General features: G+C 60.8%; 12 protein-coding genes. 3 read left to right on the forward strand and 9 right to left on the reverse strand.

What is annotated here, in order from left to right; genetic code table 11:
• Positions 1 to 44: 44 nt before the first annotated feature.
• From LF599_RS06095 to LF599_RS06130, 8 genes are all read right to left on the reverse strand, one after another.
• The gene (locus LF599_RS06095) at positions 45 to 1,259 is read right to left on the reverse strand and encodes a glycosyltransferase family protein (RefSeq protein ID WP_279522659.1); all 1,215 of its coding nucleotides are present in this window, start codon (positions 1,257 to 1,259) and stop codon (positions 45 to 47) included.
• Positions 1,256 to 2,329 (reverse strand): glycosyltransferase family 4 protein, encoded by a 1,074-nt coding sequence (locus tag LF599_RS06100; protein ID WP_279522660.1) that lies wholly within the window; start codon positions 2,327 to 2,329, stop codon positions 1,256 to 1,258. The genes LF599_RS06095 and LF599_RS06100 overlap by 4 nt, the downstream gene beginning before the upstream one ends.
• An 85-nt stretch (positions 2,330 to 2,414) precedes the next feature.
• Positions 2,415 to 3,038: a flagellar export chaperone FliS gene (gene fliS, locus LF599_RS06105; RefSeq protein ID WP_279522661.1), complete on the reverse strand. Its 624-nt coding sequence runs from the start codon at positions 3,036 to 3,038 to the stop codon at positions 2,415 to 2,417.
• Positions 3,039 to 3,050: 12 nt separating this feature from the next.
• Entirely contained in the window at positions 3,051 to 4,793 is a 1,743-nt protein-coding gene (gene fliD / locus LF599_RS06110; RefSeq protein WP_279522662.1) for a flagellar filament capping protein FliD, read from the reverse strand.
• A gap of 160 nt (positions 4,794 to 4,953) precedes the next feature.
• Positions 4,954 to 5,841, reverse strand: a complete 888-nt coding sequence (locus tag LF599_RS06115; RefSeq protein ID WP_269941335.1) for a flagellin N-terminal helical domain-containing protein — start codon at positions 5,839 to 5,841, stop codon at positions 4,954 to 4,956.
• A 292-nt stretch (positions 5,842 to 6,133) separates the two neighbouring features.
• Complete coding sequence (locus tag LF599_RS06120) at positions 6,134 to 7,807, reverse strand: CgeB family protein (protein WP_279522663.1); 1,674 nt, start codon at positions 7,805 to 7,807, stop codon at positions 6,134 to 6,136.
• Between the two features lie 110 nt (positions 7,808 to 7,917).
• The gene (locus LF599_RS06125) at positions 7,918 to 8,691 is read right to left on the reverse strand and encodes an AsmA family protein (protein WP_279522664.1); all 774 of its coding nucleotides are present in this window, start codon (positions 8,689 to 8,691) and stop codon (positions 7,918 to 7,920) included.
• Positions 8,692 to 8,759: 68 nt separating this feature from the next.
• On the reverse strand, positions 8,760 to 9,746 hold the full coding sequence (locus LF599_RS06130; protein ID WP_279522665.1) for a zinc dependent phospholipase C family protein: 987 nt from the start codon (positions 9,744 to 9,746) through the stop codon (positions 8,760 to 8,762).
• Between the two features lie 85 nt (positions 9,747 to 9,831).
• On the opposite strand from LF599_RS06130, the gene LF599_RS06135 reads away from it, so the two are divergent.
• From LF599_RS06135 to dnaA, 3 genes are all read left to right on the forward strand, one after another.
• On the forward strand, positions 9,832 to 10,359 hold the full coding sequence (locus LF599_RS06135) for a hypothetical protein (protein ID WP_279522666.1): 528 nt from the start codon (positions 9,832 to 9,834) through the stop codon (positions 10,357 to 10,359).
• A gap of 91 nt (positions 10,360 to 10,450) precedes the next feature.
• Positions 10,451 to 11,185: an FAD-dependent thymidylate synthase gene (thyX, locus tag LF599_RS06140; protein WP_279522667.1), complete on the forward strand. Its 735-nt coding sequence runs from the start codon at positions 10,451 to 10,453 to the stop codon at positions 11,183 to 11,185.
• 610 nt (positions 11,186 to 11,795) lie between these two features.
• Complete coding sequence (gene dnaA / locus LF599_RS06145; RefSeq protein WP_279522668.1) at positions 11,796 to 13,157, forward strand: chromosomal replication initiator protein DnaA; 1,362 nt, start codon at positions 11,796 to 11,798, stop codon at positions 13,155 to 13,157.
• Positions 13,158 to 13,438: 281 nt separating this feature from the next.
• Here dnaA and LF599_RS06150 read toward each other — a convergent pair whose 3' ends face one another.
• Entirely contained in the window at positions 13,439 to 13,882 is a 444-nt protein-coding gene (locus tag LF599_RS06150) for an arsenate reductase ArsC (protein ID WP_279522669.1), read from the reverse strand.
• Positions 13,883 to 13,920: the final 38 nt, after the last annotated feature.

Raw genomic sequence — 13,920 nt, forward strand, 5'->3', positions numbered from 1 at the left:
CACTTTGTAGGTCAGAATCAAGCGGTCTGCAATCGGCTGCACCGTCAGGCCGGGTTTTCCTCCAGGAGGAGCATGGAGAGTGACCCCATGAGAAGAGAGGCTTCGGGCAGCATGGCGCGAGGCACGGTCGGGTAGTCCTCGTTGAGCACATGTTCGACGGCTCCTCCCCCGGTTTCGTCGAACCGCTTGAGCTTAGCGGCCAGTTCCTCGGGGGATTTGCGCAACCGGCTGTAGTGCAGGATGGGCGCATCCAGGACCAGGGCCGTGCGTCCAGTGATGCCGGTCAGCCGTTCGTGCACGGGGCGGTTGAATCGCACGGATTCTCCCTTGCGGAAGAGCCGCAGTTGCAGGTCGGGCCACAGCCCGTAGCCCGCCTTGCACCTGGTTTCGTCCGGGTACAGGGTCATGCGCGGGAACCAGCACGCCTCAAGCCGCTTGACGAGCATACAGGCGGTGAGCAGTCCCCAGACGTCTTCGCTGAACGATTCGTCGCCGTCCAGAAAGAGCGTCCATTCCCCTTCGCAGTGGTCGAGGGCGTGGTTGCGCTGAGAGGCGAAATCGTCCAGAGGGCGGGCCAGATGGCGTATCGGCGCGGCGCAGGCGAAGTCGCGGTCGGGCGCGCATTCGGCGTCCCATACCACCACCACCTCGCGGACCCATTCCGGGAACTGGGCGAAAAAGGTGTCTAGGCCGGGTTCGTCCGGGTGCAGGATGGCTCCCACGGAAAGGTCCGGGGCCTGGACGCCCACGTGGCTCAGGTACGAGCTGTTGATGGCCTGATGCGGCCGGGCGTTCATGAACAGCCTTTGCAGATGGCGGTATTCCGTGCGCTTGTCTTCGGGCAGGGCTGGGTTCAAGGCCATGGTGGCGTTGTCCGGGCGCACTCCGCTCATGTTCAATATATAGAGATGGGCCCAGGGCGATGTGTCGGCCAGAATCGAGGCGCGCGAGTCGGGATCGCTCCATTCGGGGGTCGCGGTCAGGAAGGCGCGAGCCTTGGCGGGATCGGTTTCGCAGACGAGCAGGCTTGTGCCCTCGGGCAGTTCCCGGGCCAGGGCCAGGGCGTGTTCGCCGTCTTCCAGCCCGAACAGGATCAGCGTTTCGCTTTCACTTTTTTCCAGGAGGCGCAGCGTCCGTTCGGCAAACGTCGCTGTTTCCTCCGCGCTCGGGACCGTGGCGGCGGGCGGGGCGTTTCCATCGCCCCGGAAACCGAATTCGAGAACGGCGTCGGTGTATCGTCTTATCATGTCATGGTTCATTGCGTGATTCCTTTGCGCCGGAGCAGTTCCAGGTAGAGGGCCTCAAGCCGTCGGGTGATGGCCTGCATACGGTAAAGGCGTGCGGCCTTGTCCCGACCGGCCTGTCCCATCCTTCGCGCTTCGACCGGATGGGAAAACAGGTAGTTGAGGGCTTTGGCATACTCTTCCGCGCTGTTGGCCACAAGTCCGGTGACGCCGTGTTCCACCAGTTCAAGCTGCGCGTTGTCGCGCAATCCTTCGCTGGGGTGGGTCACGACGGGGAGGGAGCAGGCCATGGCTTCGGCGATGGCCAGGCCGAAGGATTCGCCCGCATCGTTGCCGTGGGCCAGGACCGAGACACCGTTCAGGAAGGCGGCGATCTCCGCGTCGGTCTCCACTGGATCGTGGAGGACCACGTTGCGTTCCAGGCCGTGTTTGCGGACGAACTCCACGGCTTCGGGGATGGCCCCGATGATGTGGTAGCGGAAGTCGGGCACGTCCCGCACGAGCAGCGGGAGAAAATCCAGGGCCATTCGCGACCATTTGCCCGGATCGGGACGGGATATGCGTCCGGCAGCGGGAGCGTCGTAATCCCGGTCCGGCCTGGTCACCTTCGCGAAGAAGTCCGTGTCCACCGGGTTGTACAGGTAGGTGTACCGGCCCGGGTGCGGGCTGATGCCCGTGGCGTGGGAGAACCGCGTCAGGCAGAAGCGGGAGACGAACAGGGTGTGGTCGATGACCGAGGCCTGGGGGCTCGGGTCGTGGCGGCCGAATACGTTGGTCTCCACCACTGCGGGCACACGGGCGCGCTTCAGGGGGACGAGCAGCTCTGGCTCGGGCCATCCGGCGCGGTGAACGTGCACGATCTGCGGTTTGAATCGGCCTAGCACGGAGAGGAGGTCTCCCCCGACGAATGTGTCCACGCCGGAGGCGCGGATTTGTTTCGCGCGCACGCCGTTCGCCGGGCTGTAGACAGCCGGCGTGAACCGGGACTGGTCGAGGTTGGTCACGAAAAACTGCATGACCTTTTCCGTGCCGCCCAGGCCCAGGGATTTGATAACGTGAAGAACGCGGACAGGGGATGCATCCATGGCGGAAAAGTGACACATGCCGCATGTGTTGTAAATGACCGTCTATGGGCCAAGGAAATCGGCCCCCGCGAAGGGGGCCGGTCGTTTATCGATTGGCGTTGTTGTAGGCGTTGGCCGCCCGGAACTTGGCGGCCGCCGCTGCGGTCCGGAGTTGGGACGGCGCGGACGGCGCGGACGGCGCTGGTGTCGGTTTCGGCGCGGGGGTGGATTGCTTGGGAGTCTCGGTCCTCTGCGGAATCGGTGCTGCCGCCTGGACGGGCATGACCGGCTTCGCCAGGGGAGGCTGGGTCGGCTTGGGCGTGGTTCCGGTGGACACGGTATCGCCGGGGGCGGCCTTGCCGTCATGGATGGGCACGACCTGGGCATAGGCCGAGCGGAGTCCGTCCAGGATCTTGATGACGTCGTCGATCATCTTGTTGTCCAGGCGGATGTTGGCCTTGACCAGTTGGGTCGTGCAGAACATGTAGAGCTGGCCGAGCTTGGGGGTGATGTCTCCGCCCTTTTCCTTGTTCAAGCTCTCGGACAGCTCATGGATGATCGCCATGGCCTTGGATATGTAAATGCCCTTCTTGGCATAGTCCTTGTTGTCGATTTCCCGCTTGGCCCGCTTGAGAAATTTAATCGCCGCCTCATAGAGCATGAGGAGGAGTTCCCCCTGGGTAGTGGTTTCGACCTGGGTTGCCAGATATGCCTTCGCTGGGTTGGCCATCAATTACTCCTTCTATTCAAGCTGTGCCAATGCCGCTTCAAGCTGTCCCTGCTGAAGCTCGTACTGGCCGAGCAGGGAGTCGAGACGGGCGTACTTCAAGCGCAGGTTTCGTTCCAGTTTTTCGATCCTGGTCTCCTCGTAGGCGATTTTGTCGTCGATGGAGTCCATGATGTCGTTGTAGTTGTTTTGCAGGACCGCCAGCGGGCCGCCTTCATAGGTAAATTTGTTGTACGGTTTGGTCAACTGGGTCAATTCGTTGATCATCTCGGTGGCTTTGCCCGCCTTGACCGCAACTTTTCCGCTGTAGGTTCCGGCTTCGGTGTTGTTCAGTCGCAGGGCCATACCTTTCGCCGAGCCGGTCAGTCCGGTGATCTCCCAGCCCGATACGGAGGCTTCTTCGCCGTTGATGGTGGCGCTGACGATCTGCGAGCCGTCGCTGACGATTTCAATGTTGTAGTCGCCGGGCATGGTCGTGCCGTCGATGAGCGAGGTGAAGGTGAAGTCCGTGGTCCGGCTGACCCCGGTAGGCTCAAGGGAGAAAAGTTCGGCCACTGCCGTGGGGTCGGATTCGAGAGCCTCTTCAAGTTTCTCGTAATCGATGGTCAGCAGGCCGTAGGTGGCCGAGCCTTGTTCGGCGTCGGTCATGATACCGAGTTGCGACATGGCGGAATACTTGTCGCCCGAGAGAGTGTCCTCGTCCCATGGCGAGAAGCCGAGGCCGATGTTGGCCGTGATGTTTTTCAAATTCTGGGAGATGATGTCTATGCCGTAGTTGCCGGTCAGGATGGACCCCTTGGTCTCGGTCGTGTCCGTGAGCGAATTGCCGCCGGTGCTGGTGCCGCCCTTGGTTTCGTCCACCTTGGTCAGGGCGATGATTTGGGCCCGGATGGTGTTGACCGAATCCACGAAGTTCGTCACGTTCTGCGCGATGGAGTTGATGTCCGTGTTCACCGTCAGGCTGACGACCGAGTTCGGGGCGGCTTCCTTCAGGTCCAGTGTGATGCCGGAAATGATGTCGTCGATGGTGTTGGAGTCGCGCTCGATCCAGCCCGCATTGGAGGTAGGGAAGCCGTCCACACGAATCTGGCTGTTCTGTGCGTTTTGGGTCTCGGTGAAGCTGCCCGCGCCGAAGGTGAGCGAGCCCGCGTTGGAGATGACCAGTTGGTTGTCCGCGCCCAGTCCTTTGCCCGACAATTGCAGGTGGTAGGCGCTGCCGTCGAATATGGTCGTGGCCTGGATCAGTCCTCGGGAATCAGGGTGGTTGTTGATGAGGTTGACGAAGCCCTCAAGGGTGGTGCCGGCCGGGATGTCATCGATGGTATAGGATTCTCCGCCGTAGGAGAATGTGAACGCGGTGTCCGACGAGGCGATGACCGTGTCCAGGGAGTTGGCGCCGGAAGTGGTGATCAGGATGTCGTTGGTGGCCAGTTGGTTGATGACCACGGTGTGGGTGGACTCCAGGGCCTCGGCGTCGGCCGTGGCGGTGAGCAGGTTGGTGTTGGAACTGGCCACGCCCTTGGATATGAATTCGTTCAGGGTGTCCATTCCCTCAAGGGTGGTCTTCAGGCTGAGCAGTTGGGTGTTGAGTTCCTGGAACTGTTCGTTTTTGGTCTCCCAGGTTGCCTTCCAGTTCTCCAGGCGCGTGATTCTGGTCCGCTCCACATCGACGAGTCCGTCGATGAGGGAGTTGAAGTCGGTCCCGTTCCCCAGACCGGTAAAGTTGATCGAACCTGATGTGTACGTGCTGTCTGCCATGTTGCATCCTTGATCGGAAGTTTTTTCCCATTCCATTAGGTATGAAATGGATTGCAATCATGATGCCACGCTGAAAATATGAGAAAAGCCTGAAAAAACAAAGGGCCGGGCCCTTTGGGAGCCCGACCCGAAAGTCGCCTTGCAGCGATGCTTTTGCCGCCTAGCCGAGCAGGGACAGGGCCATTCTCGGCATGCTGTTGGCCTGGGCCAGCATGGAGACCGCGGACTGGGTCAGAATCTGGTTGCGCACGAATTCGGTCATCTCGGTCGCGACGTCGACGTCGGAGATGCGGGATTCGGACGCCTGGACGTTCTCGGCCTGGATTTCCAGGACGGTGACGGTGTTTTCCAGGCGGTTCTGCAGCGAACCGAGGTTGGCGCGGATCTTATCCTTGGAGATGATCGCGTTGTTCAGGACGTCCAGCGATTGCTGAGCCAACTGCTGGGTGGAGATGGAGCGTCCCGAGGTGCCCGTTGCGCCGAGGCCGACACCGAGAGCGGAGGCCGTGGCCGTGCCGATCTGGATGTAGTAGTAGTCTTCCGCGCAGTCGTTGCCGGTACCGAAGTGGACCTTCAGCTTGCCGGTGGCCTGGAGGCCGGAGCCGTCGTGGGTCGAGCCGGACAGGGCGCCGTTGAGCAGGTAAATGCCGTTGAAGTCGGTGGAGTTGGCGATACGGGTGATTTCCGAAGCCATGGCCTGGTACTCGGAGTCGATGATCAGGCGCTGGTCGGAGTTGTAGGTACCCGTGGAGGCCTGCATGGCCAGTTCCTTCATACGGATCAGTTTTTCATCGATAACGCCGAGGGCGCCGTCAGCCGTCTGGATGAGGGAGATGGCGTCGTTGGCGTTGCGGATGCCCTGCTGAAGGGAGCTGATGTCCGAACGCATCAGTTCGCGGACTGCCAGACCTGCGGCGTCATCCGCAGCCTGGGTGATGCGCAGACCGGAAGACAGGCGACGGGTGGACGTTTCCAGGTTTCCGTAAGAGACACCCAGGTTGCGCGCAGCGTTCATCGCCATCAAGTTGTGGTTGATAACCAGGGACATAATTTCCTCCTTGAAATTGTTTTGGCTTCCATGCCTAGGTCATATCCCGGCGATATAAGGTTTTGCCGGGTAACCTTCTTTTGTTGACCACTTCATCGGCGATGACAGGAAAAACTTTAGGCTTCATGAACGATTTTTATCTTCTGTATTTCACACAGATGGCTATACTTTTCGACGGGTGCGGGACAGACGCGGCATCAAAGGACGCGACAAAGTCCCCTGCGCCGCCGGAATGCGGCGGTTATACAGGCTAAAGAGGGAAAAATGTCGTTTAATCGGAGTGTTGCGCTGGTCAGCAGAACGTGTCGCGCATGATCGATAGGAGCTTTTTCAGACGGTTCTCGTAGGTGTGTTCGGCCAGAATGCGCCGCAGGGCGGCCCGGGCGATATCTTTTCGCGATGTCTCGTCGGCCGCGAATCGTTCCACCATGTCGGGAATATCCTCCACGCGCCGATAGACCGCGGCTTCGCGATCCAGGTCGAAGAGATCCTCCATCTGTTCGCGGTGGTCTGTCAGAAGGAATCCTCCGCAGGCCGGGACGTCGAAGACCCGCTGGTTGACCGCGCCCTTCATTTGGCGGCTGGTGCAGTTGAAATTGATGTCGGCGCAAGGGTAGAAACGCGGAAGGTCTTCATAATAGCCGAGAGGCGGCAGGAGCCTCGCTCCGGTGTTTCCGAGGAGCCCGGCCCAGCCGTCGTCGCCCACGATGAGCGGGGCATAGGGGAGGGTGGCCCGTACACAGGCCAGCCGGTATTGCCGGGTTGCCTCCCAGGTGAGCAGGGATTCGGCGGCCAGACGTTGCTCGCGGACGGGCAGGCCGTGCAGCGCGTTAAGCCAGTCCGGCCGCTCGGCTCCGAGAAATCGTTCCACCGAGGTCTCGCCTGAGTCGCCGAACGCAGCGGCCACGGCTTCGTATTCCCCGGCCAGGGGAGCGGGCAGGTCGGCAAGAGTGAGGCTTCTGGCCACCGGGCCGGTCATGGAGCTGCCCACAAAGGATATCCCGGCTTTCCATTCCGGACGCCCGGAGCCCGCGTTGGGATGAAATCTGTGCGGGTCCGTGGCCAGTGGCAGGTAGTGCACATGCTTGAAGCCTTTGTCACGCATATCGTCCAGATTGCCCGCGTCAAAGGTGAAGATGGCCGTGTTGTCCGCACCGGGATGGGTGTAATCGAAGAGGATGAGGTGCGGGTTGTCCACGAACCAGGACGCGAGCGGCAGGCCAAGGTCGTCGAGCAGGCCTGCCAGCTTGCCTTCGCGGTCCAGGCCGAAGTGGTTGACCGTCAGCACGAAGTCCGGCCGGAAGTCCACCACCGCCTTGAGAAGTCCCTCGATGAATTGGCTGCTGCCGGTTTCGCGGTCGTCCAGCCGTAGGGGGCGGCATGGTATATCAAGACGCAGCAGGGCGGCCTGTATTTCCCGGCAGAGGAAATAATCGGAGTCGAAGAAGAGCGTGCGCGGACGGGACGACCGGAATTTCGGGTAGCGGGCCATGGACCAGAAATCGGTGGGCGCGCCTTCCTTGAGTGTTTGGGCCAGCGCGCCGTAGTAGGCCCGGTCGAGCCTCTGGTACAGGGGGAGGACCACCGGAACGAGGGGACGGCCGCCGTGCTCCTTCCGCCACGCCGTCAGCCTGTCAAGGGCGCGGGCCGGGTTCGGGGCGTCGATGTGCAGGCAGGATTCGGGAGCGCGGCCGTCGAGCGCGCCGGTCAGGGCGAGCAGTTCGGTCTCGCGGTCCGCCACGGCCACGGGCAGCCCCCGTTCGAGCAGCAGGTTCAGGCAATGCCCAAGGCCCGCGCCAAGGAGCACGGGCAGGCCGTTGTCGGGCACGGCCCGGGCCAACTCGGATTCCCGCTTCAGGCCGCTTCGGCCCCAAAGGTGCCAGGTCTTGCCCTGGGTGCGGATGCGCAGGTCCGCAAGGGCGTCGTCTTCGAGGACCGGTTCGGCCGTATACGGGATGGAAGGCATGATTGGGACCTTTACTGTATTTGCCGCGTGTCCGGCAAGGGCGGCCGCCGAAGAAAAGGGCCGCCCCGGCGTTTGCCGGAGCGGCCCGTGACTGCTCTAATCGTCGCGCGTTATTCGGACCCGCCGAACAGCCCCTTGATGGCGCCGCCAACGGATTCGCCCGCCTTGCCCGCGCCCTCAACGGCCTTGCCGAGGGCCTTGGAGAGCTGCTTGCCGACTTCGGTTACGGCACCGGAGACGTCGCCGGTCATTTCGCCGAGGACCTGGGCGAAGGCTTCCGCCGGGGTGGTCTCCTTGTCCTTGCCGATATCCTTCATGTGGATGTCGGGGAGGGGGATGCCCATGCCCTTGTCTCCAAAGGCGTCGAGCATGGAGCCGCCCAGGTTGATCTTACCGTTTCGGACGATGAAGTCATTGATCTGGATCGTCTTTTCGGCTCCGGTCTTTTCTTCCTCCGCCTTGGCCTCCTGCTTCTTTTCGCTGGCCACGGTCTGCTTGATGTTGTTGACGATGGTTTGGAAGTTGTCGGTGTTGCCCCGCTTCTCATAGCTGATGACCGGGCTGTCCACGAAGACTTCCTCGATGATGATCTTGTCCTTGGTCAAGGAGCTGGTATCCACCTTGATGCGGATGGTTCCGCATTCGATGGCGCTGGGCATTTTGAACCCGTCGGGGTTGCCCAGGTAGAAATCGGACAGGGTCCCCGATCCGGATAAGACGGAGATATCCGCGGAATCGAGCCGGACTTCGGTTTTGGTGATGGGCGGGCCGAACTCTTCAACGGCGGTCTTCACCAGGCTGCCGAGGTTGAGGATGACGAGCACTACGGCGGCGATTACGCCTGCGATGAGAACTCCGGTGCCTATAAGGATGAATTTTTTCATTACGGCTCCTGGTTGAGGATGGAAATTATTGGCAAACTATACCGTATCCCAATTGTTTGGGCAATAGGTCATCGAAAATGTTGCGGGAGCTTCGGAAACAGGTCCCCGGCCATGTGGCGCATGTCCCGGGTACCTGTGCCGTGCCTTCCCGAATCGAGGGACGGGCCGGGTTCGGGCAGGACGTCTTCGGCCCGATCGAACACCGCTGGTTCAAGGCGGCGGCACAGCTCGGCGGCCCGGTCGGCGGCCCGGTCCATGAGTTCGGCCAGGCTGTCCTCCCTGGGGTCGCCGGAGACAGGGTCGAGATAACGGATGGGACCCTGAACGCGGTCGGCCTGATCGAGCCAGCGGGGGGAGTAGAACAGGGCCGCGATTTCCCTTGCCGTGTCAGGGAGCCATGCCGACGCCGCGAACAGGGTTTTGGACAGCGCGCTGGACGGGAAAAGCGATTGGAAGCGGGCAAAGACCCCGAAGGCCGAGGCCAGCGCCGGAGCGGCCTTGGCTTCCCGGACGTCGGCAAGGTCGGCCAGTCCGGCCAAGGGCAGGGCAGTGTACAGGGGCGGGCCGAGGACGGCGAGCTGGTTCCGGATGCGGTAGAGCGGGCGGCCGATCATCTCGGGGCAGGCGGTCATGTCCATGAGCGATTCCAGGGCGCGGTGGCGCTGGCGGGCCAGGGACTTTTCGCGGCGGGAAGCGGCGTAATAGTCGCCGGTCAGATGCCAGACCATGGGGTGCATGACCGTGTCCGCCCACAGATGGGAGGCCATTCCCACCAGCAGGGCGGCGGCCAGGCCCCGGTCAGGGGCGGTTGCCGCGTGGCGGGCCTGGAGTCGGAGCAGGGCGTGGGTGTCCTCGCCTTTCGCCCCGTGAATGCGGTGGGCCATTTTGGCCATGGGCAGGGCGCGTGGCGTGGCCCCGAAGAACAGGGCGTCGTGGAACACGGCCCCGAGGAACAATCCCTGGGGACGGGCCGCGATTCCCGGCGCGAATCGTGTGTCGGCAAGTCGCGCCGCGGTCTTTTCGGCGGTTTTGAAGTGGACGAGTTCCTTGGGCATGGCGTTCGGTTTATGGTTTGCCTTGCGGCCATCCTACTTGATACTGTCCCCGTGGCAATAAAAACATTAAACGGTCGAGGAGAGCATGGCCAAATATCTCATCAACGAAGAGTACGAAGTGAAGGATGGCGGTGCGGTCAAGGCCTATGGCCGGGGCGAGCGGCGCGAGGACTATGCGGACACGTGGAAGGATACCGGTAACGTCGTTCTGCTCGGGCTGCCCGGTTCGGGACGGCGCGAGTTGGCCCGGTTGCTGGCCGAGCGCACCGGCAAGCCCGCGATTGTCCCCGAGGATGCGCAGGGTGCGGCCGAGGCGTTGCGGGGGAGCGGAGCGATCATTGTTCTTGAAGACCGCCTTGTCGACGCTCCCGAGGTAGGGTCGCTTATCCATTCCGCAGGCAAGGTCTTTTATCTCATGGCCGACACCCGCCTGCTTTCGAACAGGGTGGCCGAACGCGACGGGGTCGCGGATGCCGATGATTTGTGGCGCACCCTTTCGGCCCGGCTGGCCGAAGTGGAACCTGTCTTCTACAGCGTGCTTCATTTCATCCTTCAGGCCTCGGAACGACCGCAGGACCTGCTGGACGACGCCATGGAGAAGATCGGCTACTAGCGGTGCGCGGGGGGCTGGTGACAGTCCCGCCGGTTTGCGGTAAGCAGAGACACCTTTTCACCTACCTACATATATTATTGGAGCCCAAGACATGCCGGAAAAGCAACTCAGGGTCGAGTTTCTGTCCATGACCCCCAATGCCCTGTCCCTCATCTACGCCGCGTTTCGCCAGTGCTACCACGCCGGATTCGTGGCCGACATGTGGCCTCGGCTGCTTTCCGGAGAGATCGATCCGCAGGTCCAGGCGGACTTCGTGTCCAAAACCATGGAGTCCGGACACGACAGCCCCATCGAGCACGTGTCCATGACGTTCGCCGTCGAGGGCATTTCCCGCGCTTGTTCCCATCAGATCGTCAGGCACCGCATCGCTTCCTATTCCCAGCAAAGTCAGCGGTACGTGGCCGAAAACGACATGGACTACATTCTGCCTCCCGCCATCGCCAAAATCCCTGAAGCCAAGGAGCGGTTCGAGGCGTTCATGGCCGAGGTGCAAAGCGCCTACTCCGACCTGCGGGACATCCTGGTGGCCCATGGGCGGCAGTCCAAGGCCAACGAGGACGCGCGGTTCGTATTGCCCCAGGCTGCCGAGACCAAGATCGTCATGACCATGAACTGTCGCAGTCTGCATCATTTTTTCCATCTGCGCTGTTGCAATCGCGCTCAGTGGGAGGTGCGGGCCATGGCAAACGCGATGCTGGCCGTCTGTAAGGACAAGCTGCCCGCCATTTTCGCCAACGGCGGAGCGCGATGCGAGCAGCTTGGATATTGCCCGGAATCACCAAAATTCGCCTGCGGAAAATACCCCACACGCCACGAAGCCGACTAATGAATTTTCCATAGACCGGGAATTTTTCCCGCCGCCGGGAGGCCTTGTCCTCCTTGCAGTTTCGGTCGTTTTGTGAAAAATATTATTTAATTCAGATTGTTGTGCGTGTTCGTAACGGTCGATTCCCCGGCAGCCCTTGTGTTCCGGGGTTTTTGGGGGATATCGAAATGACGGTTGCAGACGTTTGCTTTATACAGGAATGATTGTTATTTTTTTATATCAAATTATTACAATAGGTTGTGTCGACATATCCTGAATTACTCCTGATTGCGTAGGAAACAGGATGTCACAAATTGAAAATAAAGAAGGCGAAAAATAGTGAAATCGTGGAGAATTAGACAAAAAATCGTCCGAAGCATGTTTAAAAAGTTTTCAACAGTTGTTTAAAATATGGCATTCTAGAGATCTTCGAGCCCCTGAAAACCCTTGTTACACCGATGTTTCAAACCGGACGGGCCTGAAACGTCGGCGCTCTGTGGCTTTTTAAATAAATAAATATATTACAGTATGTTATTTGTTCAGTGAACTGTCGATAACCTGTTCTGGTCTTCGGCGTTTCATTGAATAATGCGAATTGTTTCTTCCACCCTGATACATTATCTCCCACAACATGATCGACACTGCCTGGAAGCAAATACTCTACTCTCTTGAGAAGAGCCTCAACGCTGGTCTCTTCACCGTCTGGATTAAACCCCTGAAAGGTCGCGTGGACGGCAATCGTCTCACCCTGACCGCGCCCAACGAGTTCGTGGCCAACTGGGTGCGCGACCGCCTGCTCCAGGTTATCCGCGAGTCCGCTGCCGAGGTGCTCGGCGTGGAACCGCGAATCACCATCAACATCGCCGCGCGGCAGCCCGGCACGAAAGTGGTGGCCCCGGCCGGCCGCAAATCGGCCGTCGCGGAGCGTGCCCCCCGGCACATGGGCCTGCCCCTTGGACAGACCCTCAAGCCCGTGACGGTTTCAAACTGGCGGTTCTCCTTTGACGATTTCGTCGTGGGCCCCTCCAACGAACTCGCCTGCGCGGCCAGCAAGTCCATCGGCTCCACTGCCTTCAACTCCGACCATCTGTTCCTTAGCTCCGGTCCCGGACTGGGCAAGACGCACCTGCTGCAATCGGTGGGTAACGAGCTGTGCCGCACGTCCAACCGCAAGCACCTCAAGGTAGCCTGCCTTTCCTCCGAAGAGTTCGCCACTCGCTGGGTGTTGGCCTTCAAGGGCGGTCAGGTGGATCAGTTCAAGGCTCAGTTCCGTGAGTCCCTCGACGTTCTGCTGCTTGAAGACGTCCACTTTTTCCAGGGCAAGGAGAAGATGCAGGAAGAACTGCTCTGCACTCTCAACGCCCTGCGCGATCGCGGTTCCAAGGTGGTCCTGACCAGCTCGTTCATGCCCAAGGAGTTTTCCAAGGTGGATGATCGATTGGTGTCCCGGTTCTGCTCGGGCTTTTTGGCGCACATCAACAGGCCGGACATGGAAACCCGCCGCCGCATCCTTCTGGACAAGGCCCGCCGGTTGCAGGTCGCCGTCCCGGTGGAGGTCTCCGAGCTGCTGGCAGAGCGGATCACCACTGACATCCGCCAGTTGGAGAGCTGCCTGAACAACCTGGTTCTCAAAGCGCGTCTGCTCAATCGCGACGTGACCATGAATCTGGCTTGGGAAGTGCTTGAGAACTACGCGGTTCAGAATGCCTCTCCGGATTTTCCGCACATCATTCAGTTCATCTGTAAATGCTACGGCTTCTCCGAAGAGGAGTTGCGCTCCAAGAGCCGCAAGCGCGATATCGTCCTGGCCCGCAACACCGCCTTTTATCTTGCCCGGAAGCATACCGAGCTGTCGCTTAAATCCATTGGCGAGCGTTTGGGCCGCAGGCATTCCACTGTGCTCAAAGGTATCACCAAGGTGGAACGGGAAATTTCCCTGCAGACGCCTCTGGGACGTCAGATCGAGAACACTACCCAGCGGCTCACTCCGTAATACGCCCCCCGCATATTCTCCCGGCAACGCCTTCGGCATCAGTCACATGGTCGAGCCGCGCCAAGGGAGAATATTTCAGGCCGGTCTGCATGACCGGCCTTTTTTTTGTTTCATGCCGCATGGGGCGGACTTGGCAGAGCCAAGTTCATGTGCATGCGTGTGGTGAAAATTAGTTGAACCGAACGGCAGTTGCGGAGGCTGGGCAAGGTCTGCCGAGTCGATTCCGCGGAGCCGCCCGGCCTCGTTCCCGGTTTGCACGCGGCAAGGCTACGCCTTGGACGTCATGATCCGAGGGGGGTGGTCTGATCGTGGAGGAAGCGGATGACCTGGGTGCGGATATCGTCGCGGATGGCGCGGGCGGCGGCCAGTTGTTCCTCGGACGACCCGGTGACAAGTTCGGGATCGGGGAAGGCCCAACTGAGGCTGACGGTGTCGCGCGGCAGCGGCGGCAATTTCGAGAGGGTGTCGGGACCGCAGGTGCTGATGACGTAGTTGTAGGGCGGATTGTCGCGGAGCTGGTCACGGACGTTGTCCGCAACGTTGTTCGCAAGGTCGAAGCCGTCTTCGCGCATGACGTTCATGACAAGGGGGGTGACAGCGGTGGGAGCGGTCCCGGCGCTTTGAACCTCGAAGCGGTCCTGGCCGAGGCTGCGCAGAAATGTTTCGGCGATCTGGCTTCTTCCGCTGTTGTGCACGCAGATGAAGAGCACGCGTATGGGGGGCATGTCGGCAACTCCTTATGGGAATTGCTCTAGCCCCGCAA

Source organism: Pseudodesulfovibrio thermohalotolerans, assembly GCF_021353295.2.
Taxonomy (GTDB): Bacteria; Desulfobacterota; Desulfovibrionia; order Desulfovibrionales; family Desulfovibrionaceae; genus Pseudodesulfovibrio; species Pseudodesulfovibrio thermohalotolerans.